Raw genomic sequence first — 25,005 nt, 5'->3', positions numbered from 1 at the left:
GCGTTCCGGATCATCCAGGAGTCGGTCACCAATGTGGTGCGGCACGCGGCGGCCGCGTCCTGCACGGTGACGGTGGATCATCGCGAGGAGGAGATCGTCATCGAGATCGAGGACGGCGGGGCCGCAAGCAGCGGGGCAGCGGCACCCGGTGCCGCTGCGGACCCAACGCCCTTGTCACGCAAGGGAAGTGGGCCCGGCGCGGGATACGGCCTGGTCGGCATGCGCGAGCGGGTCTCCCTGCTGCACGGCGAGTTCAGCGCGGCGGCGCGCCCCGGTGGCGGCTTCCGCGTGAGCGCACGGCTGCCCCTGCCCACGGCGGCGGGTGCGCGATGACGATCCGTGTCCTGCTCGTCGACGACCAGCCCCTCGTCCGTACCGCCCTGGGCATGGTCATCACCGAGGCCCCCGACATCGAGGTGGCGGGCGAGGCCGCCTCGGGCGAGGAGGCGGTGCGCCTGTGCGCCCGACTCCGTCCGGACGTGGTGGTGATGGACATCCGGATGCCCGGCATGGACGGCATCGAGGCCACCCGCCTGATCACGACGGGCCCGGCACCCGCGCACGTCGTCGTCCTGACCACGTTCGACGACGACGATTACGTGTACGGGGCGCTGCGCGCCGGCGCGGCGGGCTTCCTCGTCAAGGACATGGCCCTGGACGACATCCTGGCCGCGGTGCGCGTGGTCGCGAGCGGTGACGGGCTGCTTGCGCCGGGGGTGACACGCCGGCTGATCAGGGAGTTCGCCGGGCGCCCCGCGGCCGGGCCGCCGCGCGGGGCGACGATCGAGGGCATCACGGACCGCGAGCGCGAGGTCCTCACGCTGGTGGGCCGCGGCCTGTCGAACACCGAGATCGCCGAGGAGCTCTGCCTCAGCGTCGCCACCGCGAAGACGTATCTGACCCGGCTGCTCGCCAAGCTCGACGCCCGCGACCGGGTGCAGCTGGTGATCCTCGCGTACGAGAAGGGGCTGGTGTCGGCGGATCAGTGAGGGGCCGGGGCGGTTCCGGCGGGGTGTCCTGGGCCGGGGCGGTTCCGGCCAGGCGTCCTGAGCCGGGGCGGTTCCGGCCAGGTGTCCTGAGCCGGGCCCCGGCGCCAAGTACCCCGCACGGCGGCACACAGACCCCCGTTTCACCGAGTTCGCGCCCTGTTCACGCGCGACTCATTGACGCGCCTCCCCCGCCTCCTTAGCTTCATGGCGCATCTGTCAGCACCCCGGGTCACCGCACGTGGGAGGGCCGGGGTCCACCACACGCGGGAGGGGTCCGTCGTGCGCCGACGTCTCTGGGGAACGGCCGCCGTGCTCGCCCTGTTCACGAGCCTCGTACCACTGGCATCCGCGCAGGCCGCGGCCCCGCACAGACCCAAGCCGCTCCCCCTGGAGCGGCTCTTCGACAACAGCGCGGTCAGCGACGACGCGCGCCCCGCCGACGCCGACTTCGACGGCTCGGGCGGCTCGCTCTCCGCGCGGGACCTGACCGCGGCGGGCTGGACTCCCGGACGCTCCCTGGCCGTCGACGGCGCCCGGCTCACCTGGCCGCGCACCGGTCCCGGCGCCCCGGACAACGTGCGCGCCGACGGCCAGTCCGTGCGGGTGCGCGGCCGCGGCGACGCCCTCGCCTTCCTCGTCGCGGGCACCGGCGGCGACGCGAGCGGCACGGGCACGGTCCGCTACCGCGACGGTGCGCGCGGCACCTACCGGCTCACCGCGCCCGACTGGCGCTCGGGCCCGCTCGCCACGAAGTCCGTCGCCCTGCCGCACATCAACACGCCGGACGGCCAACTCGCCGAGAAGGCACGGCTGTACGTGGTGACCGTGCCGCTGGCCCGGGGGCGCGAGGTCGCCTCGGTGGACCTGCCGCGCGACCCGGGCGCCGCGGACCTGCACGTGTTCGCGCTGTCGGTGCGGGCGGCGGCCAAGGGCTGGACGGGCACGTGGTCGGCGTCGACCGCCGGCTACACGGCGGTGGGTCCCTGGGCCGACCGGACCGTACGGCTGGTCGTGCACACGAGCACGGGCGGGCCGCGGGTACGGATCCGGGTGGACAACACCTTCGCGGCGGCCCCGGTGACCATCGGCGGGGCCACGGTGGCGGTGCAGGAGTCCGGGGCGGCGGCCCGGGGCGAGCCGCGGCGGCTGACCTTTCGGGGCGCGCGCGGCACGGACATCCCTGCGGGCGCCCAGGCGTTCAGCGACCCCCTCGACTTCGACGTGCCGGCCGACGCGAACCTCCTGGTCAGCTTTCATCTGCCGGGGCCCGTGGCGACGGCGCCCGTGCACAGCCAGGCCATCCAGCGCTCGTACGTCAGCGGCCCCGGCGACCACGCGGCGGACGGCTCCCCCGCGGCGTACACCTCGACGATCACGACCTGGCCGCTGCTCACCGGTGTCGACGTGAGCGGCGGGCCCGGGTCCGTGGTGCTGCTCGGCGACTCGATCACCGACGGCGTGAAGTCCACGCAGGACGCCAACCACCGCTGGCCGAACGTCCTCGCGACGCGTCTGCTGAACCAGTCCGACGTGCCGCGCTACGGCGTGCTCAACCAGGGCATCTCCGCGAACCGCGTGATCGCCGACCGCTACCCCGGCGACGGCGTCTCCACCGACACGGGCGGCGTGAGCGCCCTGCACCGCCTGGACCGCGACGTCCTCGCCCAGACGTCGGCCCGCACCGTCGTCGTCTTCGAGGGCGTCAACGACGTGCGGTGGGGCGCCTCGGCGGGCCAGGTGATCGCCGGTCTGCGGGAGGTCGCGGAGCGCTCCCGCGCGCGGGGGCTGCGGGTGGTGGCGGCGACGATCGCGCCGTGCGAGGGCGAGTCGCTCTGCACGGCCGCGGCGAATCAGCAGCGGGAGGCCGTCAACGCGTACGTGCGCGACAGCGGCGACTTCGACGCCGTGCTCGACTTCGACGCGGTGCTGCGGGATCCCGCACACCCGGCGCGGATCCTCCCCGCCTACGACAGCGGGGACCATCTGCACCCCGGGGACGCGGGGCTCGCGGCGCTGGCGGAGTCGGTGGACCTGCGGCTGCTGGTGCCGTAGCTCCTCTGCCGCCGCGGGTCACCGGCTCCGCCGGACGCGTCCTCAGGTGCCGGACGGGCCTCCGTTCACAGCTCCAGGTCCACCACGACCGGAGCGTGGTCGGAGGCCCCCTTGCCCTTGCGCTCCTCGCGGTCCACGTACGAGTCGGTCACGGCCTTCGCGAAGGGCTCGTTCCCGTACACGAGGTCGATGCGCATGCCCTTGTTCTTGGGGAAGCCGAGCTCGCGGTAGTCCCAGAACGTGAACGGGTGGTCGTACTTGAGCGGACGGGGCATCACGTCGGTGAGGCCCGTCCCGCGCAGGGCCGCGAGCGCCGCGCGCTCGGCCGGGGTGACGTGCGTGGCGCCCTCGAAGCGGGCCGGGTCCCAGACGTCGGTGTCGGTCGGCGCCACGTTGAAGTCGCCGAGGACCGCGAAGGGGCGGGCGCCCGCGGCGTCGCCGGCGACGGCCGCCTTCAGGGCCTCGAACCACTGGAGCTTGTAGGCGTAGTGGGCGTGGTCCACCTCGCGGCCGTTCGGCACGTACACCGACCAGAGGCGGAGGGGGCCGCAGGTCGCGGAGATCGCGCGGGGCTCCTCCGCGCCATCGTAGCCGGGGTCGCCCGGCAGGCCCTTGACCACGTCGTCGAGGCCGACCCTGGAGACCAGCGCGACGCCGTTCCACCGACCTGTGGCGTTCACCGCGGACTCGTAGCCCAGCTCGCGGAGCTCGTCCGCCGGGAAGCCCTCGGCCGTCGTCTTGGTCTCCTGGATGCACAGCACGTCCGTGCCGGTGCTCTCCAGCCAGGCCAGGAGCCTCGGCAGACGGGCGGTGATCGAGTTCACGTTCCAGGTCGCAATGCGCATGCCCCACAACCTACCGGGCGGCACTGACAGTCACAGATCGGCCGACTCCCCGGGCGTCAGACGCAGGTGCTCGGCGCCGCCCAGGGCCCCGATCTGGTTGTCGTAGATCGGCCGGGCGAGGTCGGTCAGGAGCGCGTCGTGGATGTCGTAGGCGCGCCGCGGCTTCACCTCGCGTACGTACTCGATGACCTCGGAGATCTTGTTCCACGGGGCCATCACGGGCAGCATCAGCGTCTCGACGGGGTGGTCGGGGACGGTGAGCGCGTCGCCGGGGTGGAAGACGGAACCGTCCACCAGATAGCCGACGTTGGTGATGCGCGGGATGTCCGGGTGGATGACGGCGTGCAGCTCGCCGTGGACCTGGACGTCGAATCCGGCGGCCGTGAAGGTGTCGCCGTGCCCGACGGTGTGCACACGGCCGGGGAAGGCGGCCGCGATCTGGTCGGCGACCGCCTTCAGGGTCCAGATCTCGGCGCCGGGGCGGGCCGCGAGAGCGGCCCGCAGCCGGTTCTCGTCGAAGTGGTCCGGGTGCTCGTGCGTGATGAGGATCGCGTCGGCGCCGAGCGCGGCGTCGGACTCGCTGAAGCCTCCGGGGTCGATGACGAGCGTGCGTCCGTCCTTTTCGAGACGCACGCACGCGTGAGACTTCTTCGTGAACGTCGTCCGCGCCGAGCGGCCGCCGCCGTCGGTCTCGGGGGAACCGGGGGAACCAGGGGAATTCAGAGAAGGGGCCATACCCCCATCCTGCTACTCCTGGGGCGTGGTTTCCTCGCGGATCACGGCCTGGGCGACCTTGAAGGCCGAGTTCGCGGCGGGGACGCCGCAGTAGACGGCGGCCTGGATCAGGACCTCCTTGATCTCGGCCGGGGTGAGGCCGTTGCGCAGCGCGGCCCGGGTGTGGAAGGCCAGCTCGTCGAGGTGGCCGCCGGCGACGAGCGCGGTGAGCGTGACGCAGCTGCGGGAGCGGCGGTCGAGGCCGGGACGGTTCCAGACCTCGCCCCAGGCGTAGCGCGTGATCAGCTCCTGGAAGTCCCCGGAGAAGTCGTCGGCGGAGGCGAGCGCCTTGTCGACGTGCGCGTCGCCGAGGACCTCGCGGCGGACCTTCATCCCGGCGTCGTAGGGGTCGGGCCGGACGCTGCCGGCGGCCTCGGGCTGCTCCATGGGGGCGATCTCGGCCATGGGCGCGGGAGGCGGCGGGGCGAGGACGGGCTTGACGGGCGGCGCGGCGATCGCGGACTGGCCGGTGGCCGTGTCGGGGGCGGCCTGCCACGCCGAGGAGAAGTGGCGTACGAGCAGGTCGGTGACCGCGGCGGGCTGCTCGACGGGCGCGAGGTGGGAGGCGCCGGGCACGACGGCGAGGCGGGCGTCGGGGATCCCCGCGACGAGCGTGCGGGCCTCGCCCTGCCCGGTGACCTGGTCCTCGGAGCCCACGAGCACGAGCGTCGGCACGCCGGTCCGGCCCAGCTCGGCGCGTACGTCGAAGGCGGCGAGGGCCTCGCAGGCGGCGATGTAGCAGCCCGGGTCGGTGGTGCGGACCATCTGCACGGCCCAGTCGGTGATCGCGGGCTGCGCGGCGGCGAAGCCGGGGGTGAACCAGCGTTCGGGGGCGGAGCGGGCGATGGGGTCGAGGCCGTTGCTGCGCACGATGACGCCGCGCTGGCGGAACTCGTCGGCGGTGCCGAACCGCGGGGACGCGGAGATCAGCGCCAGCGAGGCGACGCGCTGCGGGTGGCGCAGCGCGAGCTCGACGCCTATGGCACCGCCGAGGGCGCAGCCCGCGTACCCGAAGCGCTGCACGCCGAGCTCGTCGAGCGTCGCGAGCAGCCGCTCGGCGAGCTCGCCGACGGACCCACAGGGGTGCGCGGGCGCCCCACCGTGTCCGGGCATGTCGAAGCGGAACACCCGCCAGTGCCGGCTGAGCTCGGGTATCTGCCGGTCCCACATGTGCCACGTGGTACCAAGTGAGGCACCCAAGATCAGGACAGGGGCGTCTTCTGGCCCGTCAAAGCGGTGTTGCAGGTTGTATTTCGGCGTCTCACTCACCCGCCTGACCCTCTCATCTCTCACAAAGTTACACATCGCTGGGGTGAACCTAGGTAGGCCCTGTCCCGCTCACGGCAGCAGGACCGGCGCTGCCGGAACCCTTTGGGCATCCATGCACGTGGTCTCCCGCATGCACTCGTGACCGCGTCGGCTCTGGACCCTACTGGCGCGCGGGCCCTCGGCCAGCCTCTTCGGGCAAGACCTTGCCCAAGGGCACGGCTTCCGGGGTGGCTCAGTTGACACGCCGAGTTTGGTGACACTGATGAGGAACGGCGTGACCGGCCCGGAACCGTTCCACAATCTCCCCACCAGCAGCTTGAACACCACATGGTGAACAAGATCTGTACTCACCGGGCAGGCGACTTGGCCACAGCCGGGGCCCTCCATACAGATCGTGTGGCTCACGTTTGGCGCTCCGTCACACCTCCGTGCAGGCCATCCCATGTGACAGCGGCTCCGCGAAGATCCTCCACATCCGGTTTGACATACCACCGCTTGGTCGTCTTTACGTTCTTATGCCCGGCCCAGCGCGCGAGGATATGGTCCGGCACGCCGTTGTTGGCCAGGAAGGTGAAGCACGCCGCGCGTGCGTCGTAGAGCCTGACGCGACGGAGACCGAGAAGCTCCATGAGCCGGTACGCGCGCCGACGAAGCTGCTTGATCGTGAAAGCCACTCCTGTCTCGTGCACCAGCACATAGCCGGACACCACGTACGCCTCTCCCAGAGCGAGCCTCTCCTCGGCCTGGAGAGCCCGGAATGCTTTGAGGGCGACCAGCACCGGAGCCGGCAACGGCAAATCCCGCTCACCCGCAAGGGACTTGGTGTCCTTCTCCACCACGTGCCGGTTACCCATCATCGTGCGCGTGTTAGCAATGACGATCGTGGCGTTCTCCAAGTCAACGTCTTCCCACCGAAGGCCGCAGACTTCAGCTGGACGAAGCCCCATAAGTGAAAGAAGAAGCGCCGCGTAGAGGCGTTCCCCCATAATACCGTGGATGAACTTCTGAACCTCCTGGACGTTCCATGGCTGCACTTCTTCCTTGGACTTCCGCTCCTCTTTTCGCGCCCTGCGCGAGATGCTCACGTGTTCAGCGACGTCGATTTGCACCAAGCGTCGGGTAACAGCCCTTCCCAGCGCCTCCTTGAGTCGGGCAAGGTGCGCATCAGCTGCTTGCGCTTCCCAGATTCGGGATCAACCCCTACATCGACAACAAAACGATACCGAACCTTCCCCTTTGAGTTTGACGGAAGCTTTTTGATGGGATCGGACAGAACTCTCACGCTCCTCGGTTTCGTGGAAATACCCGCATTAGTAGGACGTCACTGCGGGCCAGGCGAATGAGCTACACCGTCCGCTCCGGCTCCACTGCCAAGCACAGCCGAGACGAACGGCATCAATGGTCCGGACGATCCCCGGTTTTACTAACCGGGGATCGTCTGATACGTAGCGCCCAGCAGCAAAAGGCCGGAGCCCTACGTTCCGGCCCGTCGGTCAGGACGCCGATCGGTAGGACCGGAGCACGGGAGCCTCCCCGTCTGCGGCGAGTACCAGCAGCCCGTCGCCGGTGAGGCGGCCGAGGTTCCGGACGACGACGCGTTCGGGGGCTCCGATGGCTCGGGCTACGTGGCGAGTCGCAGCACCAGGGTGCACCGCGATGTACGCGAGGACGGCGCTGTCACGACGGTAGCCGCGTTGCAGCAGATCCTCACCGAACAGCCCGGCCGCGTAAACGCACAGGCACAGCGCCGTAGACAAGGCCCCGTAGTCCTCGGTCCGTTGGGCTGCCCACGCGTTCATAGTGCCAAGGGCCAAGAGGATGGGGGCGGTGAAGCGGGCGGATCGGAGAGCGGCGTGCGACAGGGAGACCTCCGTGGGTACGAATACACAGGGGCGCGGTCAGGCGACGTGGGCCGAAGGGTGACATGAGGTCGGTCGATGCGCAGGTCGCCAGAAGCCCGCTTCAGTTCGCTGACCTGGTGTTTTCCGGGACGTTGTACGTTGACATGGTCTCGGAGGAGGTTCCAGTCCTTTGGGGCTCCTTCTTGTCTGCCGTGGACGAATGCCCTGTCGGCAGGCCACGCGGGCACGGCGTCCTGAACCTATCCGGGTGGAAGTAGCGCGGTGGCGCCCCCGTCACGCAGCATCTGCGCGACCTCATCAATGAGGGCCTGGTCGTCTCCAACTGCCCGACAACGTCAGTCTTCACGGACGCCCCGCCCGCGAGGTCGAACACCGCAGCCGTGATCTGGACTTGGGTCCTCGCTGTACGTGGCGTGGACGGGCAGGCCGTGTGGCAATCCCCAGCCTTCGAGGCCTGGTGCGCGGCCCAGGACCCGCCCCGGCTGGCCCGCCACGTACGACAACGGTCACCAGCCCGAGATAAGTCATCGGGTGATCTTGCCCGTAAGACAGACGGACGCACCCCTGAGCCGAAGGACGACAGTTGTCACCAGCCAGCCTTGCTGAGTTGGTGAACGGGGCGGCTGAAGCAGTCCGCTTGTCACCAACGAAGCTTCCGACTCGTCACAGTCGCTCACTCAGGCAGCCTTTCCGTCACCTGAGACGAAGATCGGGACCGTGGGGTTCTTCGCGGCGCGAGAAGAAGCGCGAACCGGGTCAGTGGCCTCAGGGAACCACCGCTCGTCATCGTCCGTGCGGCCTGATGCGTCCCGTTTCCGCGTTCCAGGCAGGTCAGGTCTTGCCTGGTCGCAGCCTGTTTCCGCGTTCCAGCGTCCCAAAATGCTCCGTCGTTGTGGCGGTAGGGGCGGACCGCGCTGCAGAGTCGGGCTGGGGCAAGGCCACGGCCACATTGTGGGAGGCCGGAGCTGAGCCTGGATCTCGCTCAGTACCAAAGCGCCCGGATCGACGCAGTCGCAGTTCACCTGCCCCGTGCGGGACTGGCGGCGACACGAGCCGAGCCTCGTGGGGCGCCGGGCGGCCGCGTCGGCTCAATACTTTGCAATGTTCGAAGGAATGGAGAGGCATGAAGTTACTTCGCAGTGCTCTCGTCGTCGGCTTGGGTGCACTGACTGCATCCCTGCTCTCTGTCGCCCCTGCTGGCGCCATCAACAGAGTGTGGGGGGATGAGTGCTTTACCAATCCCACGCAGCCGCCCGAGGGCGAGTTCATGAAGGTCTGGACCGGTGCTGGACAGTCCCGTTCGACCGTCGTCTGCTGGGCGAACGCCGGCACGGTCGATGTGGCTCTGTACGGCGTGGGCCTGGTCCGCTCGGGCAACAACAAGGTCGTCATCACGTACCAGAAGGACCTCAACGGCGTGTACAAGTCTCGCATAATGAACAAGTGGGAACGGTGGGACCTCCTGGCCGAAGGGGGCCCCGTGCACAAGATCTCGCAGATCACCATCCTGTAGGACCTGGCCTCGCGCTTTCACTTGGGTGAGGGCGGTCACCGTGCCGTGAACGCGAAAGCGCCTCCTGACCAGGGACGATGAGACTTGCTGAAGGTCTCTGCTGTCTCGGTTGGAAGGCACTTTCTGCGTGAAGGCTATCGGTTCGCGTCCCAAGGTCCATGTCACGGCGGACGGTTCGGGGGTAGTGGGGCATGCCGGGGCCCGCCTGCTCGCCGATCTCGCCGACACCACCGGGCTGACGGCTGCGTACGCGACCGTGCTGGGTCCGTTGCGGCCGCGCGGGACCGGCCATGATCCCGGCCGCGTCGCCACCGACCTTGCGGTGATGATCGCTGACGGCGGCGAGACGATCACCGATCTCGCGGTGCTGCGGGACCAGGCAGGGGTGTTCGGGCCGGTGGCCTCCACCGCGACCGCCTGGCGGCTACTCGCCCAGATCGACGACACGGTGCTCGCTTCACTGCGGTCGGCTCGCGCCCGGGCGAGGGAGATCGCCTGGCTGCAGGCCGCCGAGAAGGGTGAGGACATACCCGCGGTGCGGGCCGGCGGCTGTGAGGTGCCCGGTCTCGTACTGGATATCGATGCCACGCTGGTGACCTGCCACTCCGAGAAGGAGTCCGCGGCGCCGACCTACAAGGGCGGCTTCGGCTACCACCCGCTGCTCTGCTTCCTGGCCAACACCGGCGGTGCCCTGGCCGGACGGCTGCGGCCCGGCAACGCCGGAGCAAACACCGCCACCGATCACATCACCGTGCTCGACGACGCCCTCGCTCAACTCCCTGATGCCCACCGGTATGGCACCGACATCCTGATCCGCACCGACAGCGCCGGATGTTCACCGCCGAACCGAAGCGTCTGCGCTACCGGCTCCTGCACGTCGCCGCCCGCCTCACCCGAGGCGGCCGTCAACACCACTTGCGAATCGCCGCGACCTGGCCCTGGAGACACGAACTGGCCTTGGCCTTCCACCGGCTCGCCACCCTGCCCCGACCCGCCGGCTGAGCATCGCGTCCCTGCCGCCCACGACCTGAAAGGCCTCGGAGACCCCGGCCACCGCGTCGGCCCTTCGGCATGCTCAGCTCACAAAACCGGCCCGGGAACCCACAAGTTGACCCTCAACACCGTCATCCCGCTCGAACCGAAAGAGCGAGGTTAACTGTTATCCCGTCCGGCGGGCCTACGTCAGCACCTGGACGGGACGGGACAAAATGCGTAAAGGGCGGCGGCCGCGGTCAAGTCCGGGTCTGAGGTTCCCCGAGACCAGCGGGCCGCCCCGGCCCATGAGGTGGTCGTGCACCGCCCCCACATCGGCCCGGGTCAGCCCTTCCGCGTAGCGCAGTGCAGGGCGGAGCCGGGCTGCGCTCGTTCCAGGGCAGCGGAGACCAAATGGGGCGAACAAGGGCGCATGAACCGGCGCGCCGGGCGGCGAGGCAAGCCCGGGGTGCATGGCCCATGGCACCCCGTGCCTCACATGGCAGGTGTAAGGCGTCGTGCCTCCTTCGCGCCTTGCGTGCCTGGTTCGCATCAAGAGTGCTCCCGCACGCCCCGTGAGGGTTCACGTATGCGAGGAAGGCGGTCTACAGCGGCGAGAAACGCTGCTCAGTCCCGGCTCGGGGCTGACCGTGAAGTGCCGCGGGAGGCTGGCATGACGTGGGACGTGGACCTGCTGCTCGAGGAGACGACTCCTGACACCGAGGCGCATGTACGCACCAACCGACTGGTGGCGGCGATGACTTCGGGCGAAGCCGGCGTGGCCGAAATGGCGCGCGTGGCGGTGGGTGAATATCACGCCCATACCGCTGAGGTGGCGGCATTCGCCGCGCTGGCCGCTCGTCACCCGCACCAGCCCGTGGCCGGCTACTTCCTGGACCTGGCCCGGCTGGTGCTCGACTGCGAGGCCCCGTTGCTGGCCTGCGCACGCGCCCTCGGGCACGGGGAGCAGGAACTGCGCGCTGAGCGGCCGCCGCAGGGGATGCGGGCGTTCGATTCGTTGATGGGATGGCTGGCGATGCGTGCGGGGCCGGCCGAGGCGGCCTGCGCGATCCGCGCAGATCTGCTGCTGTGGTGCGCCGCCTGTGAAGCGCTGGGTGAAGCCCTCGGAAGAGTCGAGCCCGCGCTCCCCGCACCGGTCCTCGACTACGTGGCCCTCTTCCGGGCAGCACCGCCACGTTTCGTCGACGGAGCACGGGACGTCGTCGCCCACGGACTGGCCCACGGCGAGAACCCGGCCGTGATCGAACACGCCGTGTCCCAGGTCGAACCCACTCTGGCCGCCTTCTGGTCCGCGGCCCTGCCGCCATCTCCACGCCGCGATGACCCCACACCCCTCTCACCCCCGGGCGACAGCGTCGCCCACACCTAGTTACGCAAGGAGCAAGCCTATGGCTACCGCAGCCAATGACCTCCGTCTGAATCCGGCCGAGCACCGCGCCCAGGTGCACCGGTGGAACGACACCTCGACCAGCTACCCGCGCACGGCGACCGTGCCGGAACTCTTCGCCCAGCAGGCCGACATCCGCCCCGACGCGGTGGCCGTACGCCAGGGCGCGGAACAACTGACCTACCGTGAACTGCAGGACCAGGTGGCCGCGCTGGCCGACCGCCTGGTCGCCGACGGCGTCGAACAGGGCGACGTGGTCGGGGTGCTCCTTGAACGCTCGGTGGCGTGCGTGACGGCGGTACTCGCGGTGATGCGCGCGGGAGCGGCCTACCTGCCCCTGGACCCCAACTACCCGCAGCAGCACTTGCTGCGGCTGCTCCAGGACGCCGACGTACGCGAGGTGATCACCCGGGCCGCCCACCGGCCGCTGGTGGAGGACCATGCCCAGACGGTCGACATAGCCGACCGATCCGTGCGCACGGGGGCGTCCGACCAGGTGGACGCGGGGCCCGACGACCCGGCGTACGTGATCTTCACGTCCGGGTCTACCGGCGTACCCAAAGGGGCAGTGGTACCGCACCGCGGTCCGGTGCGGCTGGTCTGCCACGGCGATGAGCGGCTGCGGCTTTCGTCGCGGGACGTCCTGCTGGCCACGACCAACCCGACCTTCGACGTCTCGTGCTTCGAGTGGTTCGCGGCCCTGCTGAACGGGGCCCGCCTGGTGCTGGCCGAGGTGGACACGCTGCTGGCTGCCGACGCCCTGGAAGACGTGCTGCGGGCCGAGGGCGTGAGCGTGATGTGGCTCAGCGCGGGACTGTTCCACCAGATGGCCAAGGTCCGCCCGGAGATGTTCGCCCGGCTGCGGTGCCTGATCGCGGGCGGGGACGCGCTCTCCCCGGAGGCGGTGCGCCGGGTCCTGGCCCACGGCAGGCCCGGGATGCTGGTCAACGGCTACGGCCCGACCGAGAACTCCTCGCTGTCGACCGTGCACGTGATGACCGAGCTGGCCGACGACGCGGAGACGGTGCCGATCGGTACGCCCGTGGCCAACTCCACGGCCTACGTGGTGCGTGAGGACGGCGACCTCGCCGCTCCGGGCCAGACGGGCGAGCTGTGGGTCGGCGGCGACGGGGTTGCGCTCGGCTACTTACAGGACGAGGAGCTCACCACCCGCCGCTTCGTCCCCGACCACCTGGGCCCCGATGACGAATCCGGGACCCTGTACAAGACGGGGGACCTGGCCCGCTGGCGTCCAGACGGGGTGCTGGAGTTCCTGGGGCGGCGGGACCGGCAGGTCAAGGTGCGCGGCTACCGCATCGAACTGGACGAGATCGAGGTGCACCTCAGCGCTCATGAGCAGGTGCGCGAGGCTGCGGTGATCACGCCGCAGGGCGGGGAGCGTGACCGGCTGCTGGCCTGGGTGACCCCGCAACCGGGCGTGGACGCGGCCGAACTGGGCTGGCGGCTGCGGGAGTACCTGCGTGACCGGCTGCCGGTGTTCATGGTGCCCCAGCCGATCCTGGTGCGGGAGCGGATGCCGCTGAACCGGTCCGGCAAGATTGACCGCGGCCTGCTGGCCCAGGAGGCCGACCGGCACGACACGGCGGCCCCGACCGGCGAGCAGGAGGCCCTGACTCCGGTGGAGAAGGCGGTCGCCGGGGTGTGGGCCGAGATCCTGGGCATCGATGCGAACATCGGGCGCGAGAGGGACTTCTTCGCCCTGGGCGGCCACTCGCTGCAGGCCACCCGGCTGGCCGCGCGCTGCCGGGCCCGCTTCGACCTGCCCCCGGAACACAGCCGCTACCTGATCCGCACCCTGCTGGCCAACCCCACCGTCACGACCTTCGCCGCCCGCATCGAGGAGCTGGCCACCGCCACAGCTCAGGACACCCAGGAGCAGACGGTGGACTTCGAGGCCGCTTCCCGCCTCGATCCGGACCTGGTCTTTCCCACCGCCGCCCACCTGCCGCCCACGGGACGGCGCGTCGTCCTCAGCGGCGCCACCGGTTTCCTTGGCACCTATCTGCTGAACTCCCTGATCCGCGACCACGGGGCCGCACACGTGTACTGCCTGGTGCGGGCCCGCAGCGAAGCCGAGGGCAGGCAGCGCCTCGCGGCACGCATGCGCCGCTACGGACTCGACCTCCAGGAACTCGGCCGGCACGTCACCGTCGTGCCCGGCGACCTGGGCGCCCCGCGCTTCGGCCTCGCCCCGGCCGCGTTCCATGCCCTGGGCGAGGACAGCGACACGCTGTTGCACGCCGGATCACGTGTGAACTTCGCCTACCCGTACGCCGCGCTGGAAGCCATCAACGTGGGCGGCACCCGCACCATGCTCGACCTCGCCCGCATCGGCCCGGCCAAGGCCTTCCACTACGTCTCCAGCATCGCCGTCATCGCCGGATTCGGCGCCGCCGGTGTGCGCCATGTCGACGAGGACACCCCACTGCGCTTCGCCGACCGGATCTCGCTGGGCTACCCGGAAACCAAGTGGGTCGCCGAACGTCTCGTCGCCCAGGCCGCACAGCAGGGCCTCGCCGCCGCCGTACATCGTCCCTACGAGATCACCGGCACCCAGGACGGCGGCATCTGGAACACCGACACCATGATGTGCGCGCTGTTCCGCAGCATCGCCGAGACCGGCCTGGCGCCCGACATCGAACTCCCGCTGGACTTCGTGCCCGTCGACTACACCGCCCAGGCCATCACCCACATCCTGGCCCACCGCCCCGCCCGCGGACAGGTGCACCACATCACCAACCCGCGCGACGGCCGCCTGTCCCTGCTCACCGAGCGGCTGCGCGCCCGCGGCTACCCGGTGCGCACCGTGCCCTATGAGGAGTGGGTCGCCTTCATGGCCGACCTCACCGCCGAGGATCCCAGCCAGCCGATGGCGCCGTTCATGCCGATGTTCATCGAACCGGCCCACCAATCGGACATCTCCGTCAAGGAGATGTACTTCGCCGGTACCTTCCCGACCTTCACCCGCACCAACTTCGAAGCAGCCATCGACGGCTCCGGGCTGACCTGCCCGCCCGTCGACGCCGCGATGCTCGACCCCTACCTGGACTACTTCACCGACTCCGGATTCCTCCAGCCTCCCGCCGCCGCGTCCGGTTCGGCCTGAGCGAAGCGAAAGGAGCGCACCCCCATGCGCATCGCGATCATCGGGGCGGGCATCGCAGGCCTGACGGCCGCCTGGCTCCTGGACGAAGACCACGACGTCACCGTGTACGAAGCAACCGACCAGCCGGGCGGCAACATCCGCACCGTCCCGGTCCGCACCCCCGAACACGGCACCGTCCACGTCGACGTGGGCGCCCAGTTCCTGTCCCCGACCGCCTACCCCGACCACAGCGCCCTGTGCCGCGCCCTGGGCATCACCGCGGACGACATCTCGGCCGTCCCATTGACCACGGCCCTGCTGCGTGCCGGGCAGGACGAACCGCTCCTGGTGACCCCGCACGCCCCCGGCGACGCCGCGGCCGGGCGCAAGCCGCTCACGGGCCCGGCCTGGGAAGCACTCGGCGCCTTCCTGGCCCGAGCCGCCCGTCTCGAAGCCGACGACGGACCGGACACCACCACCGTCGCCGACCTCGCTGGCCCCCTCGACCTGACCGACGACCTGTACCGGCACGCCGTCCTGGCCTGGTGCGCCTCCTTCGTCGGCTGCACCCTGGAACAGGCCGCCCGGATGCCCGCCCGCGCCGCCGCCGCCTGGGCCACCCGCACCCCGCCCCAACACGCGGAGGCCGCCCCGATCTGGCACACCCTCGGCTCAGGGCTCGAAGCGGTGTCCCACCGGCTCGCCACCGCGCTTAAACACCCCGTCCGCTGTCGCACCCCCGTCCGGCACATCTCCCTGAACGCCGACGGGCCCGTCGTGCACTGCTCGCGCGGGCAGGAACTCCCCTACGACAGCTACGACGACAGCTACGACAGCGTGATCCTGGCCCTGCCCGCACCCCAGGCGGCCGCCCTCCTGCAGCAGTGCCCCCGGCTCGCCCACACCGCGGCCCACCTCAGCGAGTTCACCTACGTCCCCACCACCGTGGCCCTCCACCGCGACCCCCGGCACATGCCGGCCGACCGCGCCCACTGGTCCAGCGCGAACACCACCAGCGACGGCCACTGGGCCGAGACGACGAGCTGGCTCGGCCCACAGCTCGGCACCGACCTCTTCAAGAGCTGGATCACCCACCGCACCCCACCCGACGACATCATCGCCACGGCCCACTTCCAGCAACTCCTGCCCACCGTCCCCGGCCGCCGGGCGGCCGCCCGACTCACCGCCGAGCAAGGGCACCACGGCATCCACTGCGCCGGAAGCTACCTGCACGACGCCGACACCCAGCAAGGAGCCGTCCGCTCCGCCCTCGACACCGTCCACAACCTGGCACCCCACAGCCACCGCCTCAAGTCCCTGGCCACTTCATAGGCCCTGACCCGCACCTCTGCACGCCTGCCCGGCGGCGCGGAGCCCTCCGCCGCCGGGCAGGCGCTGCCTCCCACACCGATGGACCCCCGATGATCAAACCTTCCGACCGCCTGACCGGTCTTTCGTACGGCCTGCGCGGCCCTCTGCCCCAACTCGCCGACACCCTCGAACAACAGGGCCGCCCCATCATCCGCCTGCACCTGGGCGACCCCGCCGCCCACGGCCTGCCCGCACCCCCGCACGTCCTGGACGCCGTCAAGCACGCACTGGAGCACTCCCGTGCCTACACCGACGCCCAAGGCCTCACCGCGGCTCGCGACGCCATCGCCGCCTACTACCACCACCGCGGCCTCGCCCTGCACCCCTCGGACATCCACCTGGGCAACGGCGTCTCCGAACTCGTCCCCCTCGCCCTCCAGGCATTCCTCAATCCCGGCGACGAAGTCCTCCTGCCCTCACCCGGCTACCCCTTGTGGGCCGCCTCTGTCCAGCTCGTCGGCGGGGTCCCCGTGTACTACCGATGCGACGAGCGCCGAGGATGGCAGCCCGACCCCGACCACCTGCGCGCCCACATCACCGCCAAGACCGTCGCACTGGTCACCAATACGCCCCACAACCCCACCGGCGCCGTCTGGGACCCCGCCACGCTCCGCGCCCTGGCCGACATCGCCCGCAGCCGTGAACTCCTGCTCATGGCCGACGAGATCTACGCCCACCTCACCTACGACGCCGAGCACACCGTCCTGGCGACCCTCGCCCCCGACCTCCCCTGCGTCACCTTCAGCGGACTGTCCAAGATCTGCTGCGTCCCCGGGTTCCGATCGGCGTGGATGGCCGTCTCGGGCCCCCGCGCCGCGACCCGCGCCTACACCGAAGCCATCACGCAGCTCGCCAGCCTGCGCCTGTGTCCGAACGTCCCAGCCCAACACGCCATCCCCCCCGCCCTCGCCCACATCCACCAAACCCAGAACGACCTCGCCGGCCCCGCAGGCCCCCTCCGGAAACGCCTGGACACGGCATGGGAGGCGCTCTCCCGGATCCCTCAACTCACCTGCGTACGTCCCCGAGGCGCCTTCTACCTCTTCCCGCGCATCTCTGCCGCCACGGCCCCGCCACGCGACATCACACTGGCCGACACGCTGCTACGCGACCATGGCGTACTCGTCGCCCCTGGCAACGACTTCCACCTCACGAGCGGCGACCACATCAGGCTCTCCGCCCTGGCCGACGCGGCCACGATCAACGAAGCCATGACACGGATCGCCCACTACTTCGACACCGACATCGCCACACCGCGCACGCAGACACCGACAACGGCTTGAGCGGACGCCGCTCCTGGGCGAAAGACAGGCTCCTTTTTCGATCTGATGGGTGTGTCCAGTAAACGGCTGATCCTTTTCGTGTGGGTTCAGTTGGTGGCCGGGGCGAGCCGGCCTTCGAAGGCGATCTGGAAGGCGTTCAGCGGGGCCTTCCAGCGCATGGTCCACTTCTTGCGGCCCTTGCCGGTCGGGTCCAGCGACATGAGTGCCATGTAGACGCACTTCATGGCTGCAGCCTCATTGGGGAAGTGCCCGCGGGCACGGACGGTCTTGCGGATCCGGGCATTCACGCTCTCGATGGCGTTCGTCGAGCAGATGACCTGGCGGATCTCGACGTCGAAGCAGAGGACGGGCACGAACTCGGCCCAGGCGTTCTCCCAGAGCCGGATGATCGCCGGGTACTTCCGGCCCCAGGCGTCCTGGAACTCGCTGAACCGCTCAGCCTCTGCGCCTTCGTTCGGCGCGGTGTAGACGGGCTTGAGCGCCTTGGCGATCTTGTCCCAGTCCTAGCGGGCCGCGTAACGGAAGCTGTTCCTCAACAGGTGAACGACGCACGTCTGCACGATCGTCGCAGGCCAGACCGTCTCCACCGCCTCGGGCAAGCCCTTCAGCCCGTCACAAACCAGCATCAGGACGTCATCGACGCCCCTGTTCTTCAGGTCCGTGAACACGCTCAGCCAGTACTTCGCGCCCTCGCCGCCGTCGCCGGCCCAGATCTCCAGGATGTCGCGGTGTCCCTCGGCGGTCACGGCCATCACGACGTAGACCGGACGGTTCGCCACCTGCCCGTCGCGGATCTTGACGTTGATGGCGTCGACGAACAGGACCGGATGGACACGGTCCAGCGGGCGGTTGGACCACTCCGCCATGGCCTCCATCATCTTGTCGGTGATCGTGGTGATGGCCGCCTTTGACACGCTCGCGCCGTAGACCTCGGCCAGGTGCGCGGAGATTTCCCCGTGTGTCAGACCCTTCGCCGACAGGGACAGGACCATCTCGTCCACCCCGGCCAGGCGCCGCTGGCGCTTCTTGACGATTTGCGGCTCGAAGCTGCCGACCACGTCCCGCGGGACCTTGACCTCGACCGGTCCACGTCGGTCAGGACCGTCTTGGCCCGGTTGCCGTTACGGGAGTTGCCGCTGTTTCGGCCCTCAACATCGTACTTTTCATAGCCGAGGTGATCGGTGATCTCGCCCTCCAGGGCAGACTCCAGCACCCGCTTCGTCAGCATCTGCAGCAGGCCGCCCTCGCCGGTCAGCTGCAGTCCTTCACTGCGGGCCCGATCCACCAGCATCGCGACCAACTGCTCGTCACTCGCCGGCACCGCCTCCGCCACCGGCTCCACGGCCGATATCTCCTCGATGGTGGTGTCGCTCATCAGCGTCTCCTTGATCATCGGATCCGCCGATCATTGAACACTTCCAGGCGGACCACCCCTGTCGGTGCCCGGTGCCCGGTGCCCGGTGCCCGAGGAAAGTGACGCGCTTCAGGCCGTACGAGCAGAAGCACGGGATATGGCGGCACCCGAGCTCGGACAAGGTGGCTCTACTCACGAGTTTCAGCAGCAGGTGTTCACCAGTGCCGACAGCACCGTCCATTCGAACGGGATGGCCTGCCGTGGCTGATGGGTGATCACTCGGTGGTGCATCGGGTGGGTTCTGCGCAGTCGGAGTCCGCGGCTTGAAGGACTTCGCGAAGGAGCAGGTCGAGGTCGCTCTCGCGGGTGCGGTAGTTGCACAGGCAGGCGCGCAGGACCGTCTGGTCGTGAACCGTGACGGTGGCGAGGTATGCGCGTCCGGCGGTCTGGACGCGGTGGGCGATGCGGGTGTGGAGGGCGTCGGGCCCGGCTGTGTCGGTGAGGCGGAAGCAGGTGACCGGCCAGGGGCCGCCAGCCACAAGTTCCAGGCGACGGCTGGCGGTGATCTTGTCACGGAGGCGGTCGGCGAGGCTCAGGTAGTGCTGGAGCAGGGTTGTGACGCCGTCGCGTCCGAGGTGGTGCAGGGTGGCCCACAGGGTGAGGGCGCGGGTGCCGGGGCGGGTGAGTTCGATGGTGGAGTGGGAGAGCCAGGGGAGGGTGGCGGGTTCGCCCGGGGTGAGGTAGGAGGCGCGGTGGGCGAAGGCGGTGTGGAGGTGCTCGGGGTCGGTGACCAGGAGTGCGCCGCAGCCGACCGGCACGCTGAGAGTCTTGTGCGGGTCCACGGTCATGGAGTCCACATCGGCCACGCCCTGGTAGAGGTGTGCCAGAGCGGGCACCATCGCGCCAAGTCCGCCCCAGGCTCCGTCGGCGTGGTGCCACATCCCGGTGCTCCGGCACAGGGCGGTGACGGGTTCGAGCGGGTCGACTGCGCCGGTGGCGGTGGTGCCGAGTGTGGTGACGGTGCAGAACGGCAGGAGTCCGGCTGCCTGGTCGGCGGTCACGGCTGCACGCAGTGCGGCGGGGTCCAGGCGGTGCTGTGTGTCGCTGGGGATGGGGCGCAGGCGGTGGGTGGGGATGCCGATGCATGCTGCGGCCTTGGCGACGGACATGTGGGCTTGGGTGTTGTAGTAGAGGGTCAGGCGGGCGTGGTCGCGGTCGTAGGCGGGGCCGTCACCGGAGCCGCGGCGGGTGAGGAACCAGGTGCGGGCGGTGGCCAGGGCCAGCAGGTTGGCCATGGAGCCGCCGCTGGTCAGGACGCCTCCGGTGCTGGCGGGCAGGCCGGCCAGGTCGGCGAGGATGCGCACGGTGCCGCGTTCGAGGTCCATCAGGGCGTTCTCGCCCATGCCGCAGGTCGCGTTGATGGCGGAGGCGAGGAGTTCTGCGATCAGGCCGGCGGGGGCGGGCGGGGAGTTGATCCAGGCGAAGAAGGCCGGGTGCCCGTTGCCGGTGGGGAACGGTGCGATCTCCTCGCGCACGAAGTCCAGGATCTGCCGCAGCTCACCACCGGTACGGTCGAGCGGGGCATCATGCAGGCGGGCGCGCCGGCGCCCGGGCATCGGGCGGCTCACCGGGGCTTCGGGCAGCTGTCCCAGGTACTGGCAGACCCACTCCGCGGCCGCGATGAGCTCGTCCCGCAGCGCCTTCGGATGCACTGCCGCAGGCCCCTCGCCCCAGGACAGCGGCGGCTCGCTGAAATGGGCCGGAGCATGGTCGTACGGAAAGCGGTTCATGACGGCGCGTGGAGCCTTTCATCGATACAAGAAGGCCCAGGCCGACGCAGCGGGCCGTGATCGTAACGAGCGCCCCGCCCCACCGTCACGCCCAGGCGCGAGGACTCCCTCCAGCGCGTCAATCGCACCCGTGTCTTTCGCGGCTGGAGGCCCTCCGTGATCGAACAGCGCGTCCTGGCGATGCTGTCAGAACTGGTGAACATCTGCTGTCGGAACTCGTCAACAAGGCCAATCTGTCGAGGCACCCCCATCCAGAAGCTGTGAGCATGCTCCGTCCCCATCCTGGGAGGGACGAACCACTCGGTGGGCGCGCGCCCTCGTCCGCTGGACGGACGCGACGGCTCCCCAGGGGACTGGCGAGCCGTCGCGGGGACGAGGTCAGGCGGGCGGGTAGACCAGTGTGATCTCCCGGTTCAGGCCGGTCTCGTCGGCGTCGGGGTACATGGAGACTTCGCCGTCGGACCAGCGGACAAGGAAGTCGTCCGGGTGCCGGTTCTCGGTGTAGTCGCCCGCGGCCAGGACGGTGGCGTGTGTCCAGAGCCTGTTGGGCTTCTTCACCTGGATCTCTCCGTGGAAGCCGTTCTGGTCGATGTCCTTGTAGAGGGTCAGCTCGCCATCCGTCCAGCGCACCATCACGTCATGCTGGTCGTTTCCGGTGAAATCGCCCGAGGTGAGGGTCGAGGCGTGCTTCCAGGTGCCGTTGGGTGCGGCGAGCTTCTTCTCGCCGTGGAAGCCGTCGCGGTTGACGTTGGTGTAGAGAGTGACCTCGCCGTCGCTCCAGCGGACCAAGAGGTCGTCGGTCCACTTGTTGTCGCTCGTGTAGCGGCCTCCGGTGATGGAAGTGGCGTGCTTCCACAGGTCGTTGGGCTTCTGGAGCTGGACCTCGCCGTGGAAGCCCTTCTCGTCCACGTCGGGGTAGAGCGTCAACTCACCGTCGGACCAGCGCACGATGAGGTCGTCGTGGTCGGCACCGGTGAAGTCTCCGGCCGCCATGGTCGCGGCGTGCTTCCAGGTGCCGTTGGGGCCCGCGAGGCGGATCTCTTTGTCGAAGTTGTCGGCGTCCTCGCCAGCGCCTCGGTACAGAGTGACTTCGCCGTCGGACCAGCGCACGATCAGGTCGGAGTAGTCCCACGTGCCGGGGTTGCCGTCCGTGAAGTAGCCGCCGGCCATGGCCTCGGCGTGCTTCCACGTCTCGGCCTTGCCCAGGACGCCGCGGCCGGCCGGCTGCCGATTGTTGACCGCGTCGTCGTACAGCGCCTTGGCGTCGCCGTCGAGGTAGGAGCTGTAGGAGATGTCGTCCTTGTCGCCGCCGGTCTTCCAGCCGCCGATGACGCCGATGAGGCCCCAGCCACTGCCCTGCTTGATGAGGAACGGACCGCCCGAGGCGCCACCGGAGTACTTGTCGCACGCGATGCGCAGGAAACTACCGGGTATCTTGGGGTCGGTGCTGTTGTAGCGGACGGTCTTGTCCGTGCAGTCCAGCGGGCGCTTCTGGTTGGCCGGGTAGCCGATCAGACGGACCGGGGAGTGGTCGTACCCGGCGTTGATCTTCAGCTCGGCGCCGCCGACGACGTCCTGGACATTCTTTCCGCCGCGTGGCTCGAGCTGCAGGAAGTTGAAGTCGAGGTCCGCCCCGGCGTCAGGCCCCTTGGACAGGTATCGCTTGTCGACGTAGATGCGTCCGGGCTTGACGGTGAAGGCGCCGTGCGGCTTCTTGCCGTCGTCGTACTGCGGGACGAAGGTGAGGTTCTTGCGCGCGTCCTGGTCGTCGAAGCAGTGACCGGCGCTCATCACGATGTTCTTGCCGGGGCTGTTGACGACCGTGCCACCGCAGAAGCGGCCGGTGTTGGTGCCGTCGTTCCAGAAGAAGGTGCCGACGATCGGCAGCCCTTCGAACGGCCGGCTGGCGGAGCGGGGCACCCTGGTGGGAGCGGAGAACTGCTTGGCCTCCTGCTCCTGAACGGGCCTGGCTGCCCTCATACGCTCCGGGGTCCAGTAGTCGTCGGCGTCTGCCGGGGTGAACCCGCGCGCGTCTTCGTCACCGCCTGCCGGCACGGGGGTCGGCGGGGCGGTGGGCTCCTCCGCGTCACCCACCGCCGCCGGCGCGGTGGCTTCCCCTCCGGGTGACGGATCGCCGGGGTCCGCGTACGCCGCGTCGCCCGGCAGCAGAACCAGCACAGCGGCCCCCGCCGCGGCGCCCAGCGCTCTGCGCAATCTCATGGTCGTTTCCCCCCATATATGAAGATGAGAGGCGGGTCACTGCGTGTGGCGTGACCGCGCCAATATGAGTCATGATCGTAAAACTGTTGCGGACTGGGGGGATATATGGCCAACTTCACACGTGCATCCATACGTAGCGGATATGCCGCAATTGCTGTGCCTGTGCTGCTTCTTGGGGCGGCCGGCGCGGCCCACGGCGATGCGCTGCCCTTTCCCGGGCGGGGATATGTCTCCGTCGGGGGCCCTGCGGAACCGGGCCAGGTCGTGGACATCACGGTGAAGGAGCGGCCCGGCAATCCACACCCCACAGCGGTGGACGTGTCCAGCCGCGCGCTGACCGACGACACGGCTCTGGGCGATACGGGACAGGCCTGGGTGGGCGCAGGCCGGATCAAGGAGAAGACCGAACCCGGCACCTACGAAGTGAAGTTCACCCTCCGCCACAAGGACGCAACCTGCGCAACTGAGGCGGACCAGGATTACGTGTGCGACTACCCGCCGATCGTGCTCCGCGGGCAGGTGAAGGTCGCCACGCCGCCGAACGAGCTGAGCTTCGGCTCCGGCCTCGCAATAGGGGTTCCCTCAGGCGCCGCTGCCACGGTCGCCGCCGGAACCCTCTGGCTGCGCCGCAAGCGCCGTCGTACGGTCGGTGAGACGGCATGACTTCCCGGCGCCCAATCACCTAAAAAACACTGCGGTCATCACTGCCCGTGCCACCCAGAACCTGCGCCGCTTGAACCTGGACTTCGCCGGCCTCACCATGCGTTCCGCCACGGTCGATGGCACTGACGCGCACTTCGCGCGTGAGAAGAACGAGCTGATCCTGACACCGACGAAGACGGTGCGGGAGGGTCACCCCTTCAAAGCCGCCGTCAAGTACGACGGCACGCCCAAGATGATCGAGGACTCCGACGGAGCCGTCGAGGGATGGATCGAGACGGATGACGGCTCGACCGCCCTCGGCGAGCCCACCCTGAGAGCGAAGGTATCTGGGACTTTCCCGCGACTGATCCTTCGGGCGTGGACAAGAAGTACCGCTGTGGGAACGCTGAAACGAAACAGTTCATCGCCCTGTGCCAGAAAGCAGCAGGGAAAGATTTGTCACGCCGGCCTCTCCATGAGGTGAGCAAGGACCGTGCGTCAGATGGAACTACGGCAGCACACAGCTGACTTCATGACCGGAACTCTCGCCTTGGGACTGGTGAAGAGGCAGTGAGGCCTTTTCAACCTCAGTTCGAGCAGGTCGGGCGCAGGGTGAGGATGGCCATGGCCTGCTCGGCAAGTGCGCGGATCTTCGCGCGGGCGCGGTTGACGTCCTCCTGGCCCGCGGACAGCTTCTCCCGCCGGCACCCCGATAGCCGCCGGAGCGTCGATGCGGCGATCGACGTGTTCCATGGAGGGGTGATCACCAGCGTGAGCTGACGCGCAAGGACGAGAGGACGCACAGACCACATGAAGGCTTTTCCCTCGCACCCCGGACAGCCGGCCCAGCCGGGCACGACACCCCACATCGACGCCGCCGCCGTGGCCCGGCTCGTGCCCATGTCAGCCGCCGTGGACGCCCTGGAATCCGTGCTCCTCGCGGGCCTCGACCCGGAGGCGGAGACGCCGCGCGGGGTCGTGGAGGTGCCCGGCGGCCAGCTGCTCCTGATGCCGTCGGCGACCGCCTCGTACACCGGCGTGAAGATCGCCACCGTCACGCCGGGCAACGCGGACCGGGGGCTGCCGCGCATCCAGGGGCTCTATCTCCTCCTGGACGGTGTGACCCACGCGCCGCTGGCGCTGCTGGACGGCATCGCGCTGACGTCGTTGCGCACACCCGCCGTGTCCGGCCTCGCGATCCGGCATCTGGCGGTCCCGGAGGCCGAGCGGCTGCTGGTCTTCGGGACGGGGCCGCAGGCGTGGGGGCACGTCGAGGCGGTCCGGGCGGTGCGCCCGGGGCTGCGCCACGTCGACGTGGTCGCGCGCAACGCCGAGCGGGTCGCGGCCTTCGCCGACCGCTGCCGCGCCGAGGGCCTGTCGGCGTCGGCGGCGACCGCGGGGGACGTGGCCCACGCGGACGTCATCTGCTGCTGCACCACGGCGCGCGAGCCCCTCTTCGACGGCACGCTCGTGCCGGACCACGCGGCGGTGGCCGCGGTGGGCTCCCACGAGCCGGACGCCCGCGAGGTCGACGCCGCCCTGGTGGCCCGCGCCA

18 protein-coding genes and 2 pseudogenes are annotated in these 25,005 nt (G+C 69.7%); 12 read left to right on the top strand and 8 right to left on the bottom strand.

Annotation, left to right across the window (positions count from 1 at the left end):
• The 3 genes from AOK22_RS30575 to AOK22_RS30565 all read left to right on the top strand — a co-directional run.
• The coding region (locus tag AOK22_RS30575; protein ID WP_244165171.1) for an ATP-binding protein at positions 1–333 on the top strand (333 nt) is incomplete at its 5' end.
• A complete protein-coding gene (locus tag AOK22_RS30570) occupies positions 330–989 on the top strand; it encodes a response regulator (protein WP_055701966.1) in 660 nt (219 codons plus the stop codon). The genes AOK22_RS30575 and AOK22_RS30570, both read left to right, overlap by 4 nt.
• A 279-nt stretch (positions 990–1,268) precedes the next feature.
• Positions 1,269–3,041, top strand: coding sequence for an SGNH/GDSL hydrolase family protein (locus AOK22_RS30565; RefSeq protein ID WP_055701965.1), 1,773 nt, complete (start codon positions 1,269–1,271; stop codon positions 3,039–3,041).
• A gap of 65 nt (positions 3,042–3,106) precedes the next feature.
• On the opposite strand, the gene AOK22_RS30560 is transcribed toward AOK22_RS30565, so the two are convergent.
• From AOK22_RS30560 to AOK22_RS30545, 4 genes are all read right to left on the bottom strand, one after another.
• Complete coding sequence (locus tag AOK22_RS30560; RefSeq protein WP_055701964.1) at positions 3,107–3,886, bottom strand: exodeoxyribonuclease III; 780 nt, start codon at positions 3,884–3,886, stop codon at positions 3,107–3,109.
• 30 nt (positions 3,887–3,916) lie between these two features.
• A complete protein-coding gene (locus AOK22_RS30555) occupies positions 3,917–4,609 on the bottom strand; it encodes an MBL fold metallo-hydrolase (protein ID WP_079036922.1) in 693 nt (230 codons plus the stop codon).
• 24 nt (positions 4,610–4,633) lie between these two features.
• Positions 4,634–5,929 carry a bifunctional 3-oxoadipate enol-lactonase/4-carboxymuconolactone decarboxylase PcaDC gene (gene pcaDC, locus AOK22_RS30550; RefSeq protein ID WP_055701962.1) on the bottom strand — a complete coding sequence of 432 codons (1,296 nt, stop codon included), beginning with the start codon at positions 5,927–5,929 and terminating at the stop codon, positions 4,634–4,636.
• A 401-nt stretch (positions 5,930–6,330) separates the two neighbouring features.
• Positions 6,331–7,038 (bottom strand): site-specific integrase, encoded by a 708-nt coding sequence (locus AOK22_RS30545; RefSeq protein ID WP_244165161.1) that lies wholly within the window; start codon positions 7,036–7,038, stop codon positions 6,331–6,333.
• Between the two features lie 2,020 nt (positions 7,039–9,058).
• On the opposite strand from AOK22_RS30545, the gene AOK22_RS41585 reads away from it, so the two are divergent.
• The 6 genes from AOK22_RS41585 (at position 9,059) to AOK22_RS30505 (ending at position 17,444) form a co-directional block, all read left to right on the top strand.
• Complete coding sequence (locus AOK22_RS41585) at positions 9,059–9,304, top strand: beta/gamma crystallin domain-containing protein (protein WP_055701959.1); 246 nt, start codon at positions 9,059–9,061, stop codon at positions 9,302–9,304.
• A gap of 109 nt (positions 9,305–9,413) precedes the next feature.
• Positions 9,414–10,460 carry a transposase gene (locus AOK22_RS30525; RefSeq protein WP_425264090.1) on the top strand — a complete coding sequence of 349 codons (1,047 nt, stop codon included), beginning with the start codon at positions 9,414–9,416 and terminating at the stop codon, positions 10,458–10,460.
• Between the two features lie 489 nt (positions 10,461–10,949).
• On the top strand, positions 10,950–11,666 hold the full coding sequence (locus AOK22_RS30520; protein ID WP_055701957.1) for a hypothetical protein: 717 nt from the start codon (positions 10,950–10,952) through the stop codon (positions 11,664–11,666).
• 19 nt (positions 11,667–11,685) lie between these two features.
• The gene (locus tag AOK22_RS30515; protein WP_167357900.1) at positions 11,686–14,811 is read left to right on the top strand and encodes an amino acid adenylation domain-containing SDR family oxidoreductase; all 3,126 of its coding nucleotides are present in this window, start codon (positions 11,686–11,688) and stop codon (positions 14,809–14,811) included.
• 24 nt (positions 14,812–14,835) lie between these two features.
• On the top strand, positions 14,836–16,122 hold the full coding sequence (locus AOK22_RS30510) for an FAD-dependent oxidoreductase (RefSeq protein WP_055701956.1): 1,287 nt from the start codon (positions 14,836–14,838) through the stop codon (positions 16,120–16,122).
• Between the two features lie 89 nt (positions 16,123–16,211).
• Positions 16,212–17,444: an aminotransferase class I/II-fold pyridoxal phosphate-dependent enzyme gene (locus AOK22_RS30505; RefSeq protein ID WP_055701955.1), complete on the top strand. Its 1,233-nt coding sequence runs from the start codon at positions 16,212–16,214 to the stop codon at positions 17,442–17,444.
• Between the two features lie 86 nt (positions 17,445–17,530).
• On the opposite strand, the pseudogene AOK22_RS30500 reads toward AOK22_RS30505, so the two are convergent.
• The 3 genes and pseudogenes from AOK22_RS30500 to AOK22_RS30490 form a co-directional block, all read right to left on the bottom strand.
• A pseudogene (locus AOK22_RS30500) lies at positions 17,531–18,819 on the bottom strand (IS256 family transposase).
• 254 nt (positions 18,820–19,073) lie between these two features.
• Complete coding sequence (locus AOK22_RS30495; RefSeq protein WP_063795366.1) at positions 19,074–20,510, bottom strand: pyridoxal phosphate-dependent decarboxylase family protein; 1,437 nt, start codon at positions 20,508–20,510, stop codon at positions 19,074–19,076.
• Positions 20,511–20,966: 456 nt separating this feature from the next.
• The gene (locus AOK22_RS30490; RefSeq protein WP_157872322.1) at positions 20,967–22,808 is read right to left on the bottom strand and encodes a trypsin-like serine peptidase; all 1,842 of its coding nucleotides are present in this window, start codon (positions 22,806–22,808) and stop codon (positions 20,967–20,969) included.
• A 264-nt stretch (positions 22,809–23,072) separates the two neighbouring features.
• Here AOK22_RS30490 and AOK22_RS30485 point away from each other — a divergent pair, with 264 nt between their 5' ends.
• Together AOK22_RS30485 and AOK22_RS30480 are read left to right on the top strand one after the other, a co-directional pair.
• Positions 23,073–23,471 carry a hypothetical protein gene (locus AOK22_RS30485; protein ID WP_157872321.1) on the top strand — a complete coding sequence of 133 codons (399 nt, stop codon included), beginning with the start codon at positions 23,073–23,075 and terminating at the stop codon, positions 23,469–23,471.
• Positions 23,472–23,541: 70 nt separating this feature from the next.
• On the top strand, positions 23,542–23,934 hold the full coding sequence (locus AOK22_RS30480; RefSeq protein WP_055701951.1) for a hypothetical protein: 393 nt from the start codon (positions 23,542–23,544) through the stop codon (positions 23,932–23,934).
• A gap of 130 nt (positions 23,935–24,064) precedes the next feature.
• Here the strand turns inward: AOK22_RS30480 and AOK22_RS41085 are convergent.
• A pseudogene (locus AOK22_RS41085) lies at positions 24,065–24,148 on the bottom strand (IS5/IS1182 family transposase); the annotation flags it as partial.
• A 112-nt stretch (positions 24,149–24,260) separates the two neighbouring features.
• Here AOK22_RS41085 and AOK22_RS30470 point away from each other — a divergent pair.
• Positions 24,261–25,005, top strand: a 745-nt coding sequence (locus AOK22_RS30470; protein WP_055701949.1) for an ornithine cyclodeaminase family protein, incomplete at its 3' end; no start/stop codon positions are given.

The organism is Streptomyces silaceus (assembly GCF_001419745.1).
GTDB classification, from domain to species: Bacteria; Actinomycetota; Actinomycetes; order Streptomycetales; family Streptomycetaceae; genus Streptomyces; species Streptomyces silaceus.
Note: the sequence above shows the minus strand (reverse complement) of the source record. Positions and strands in the feature narration are given on the sequence as shown.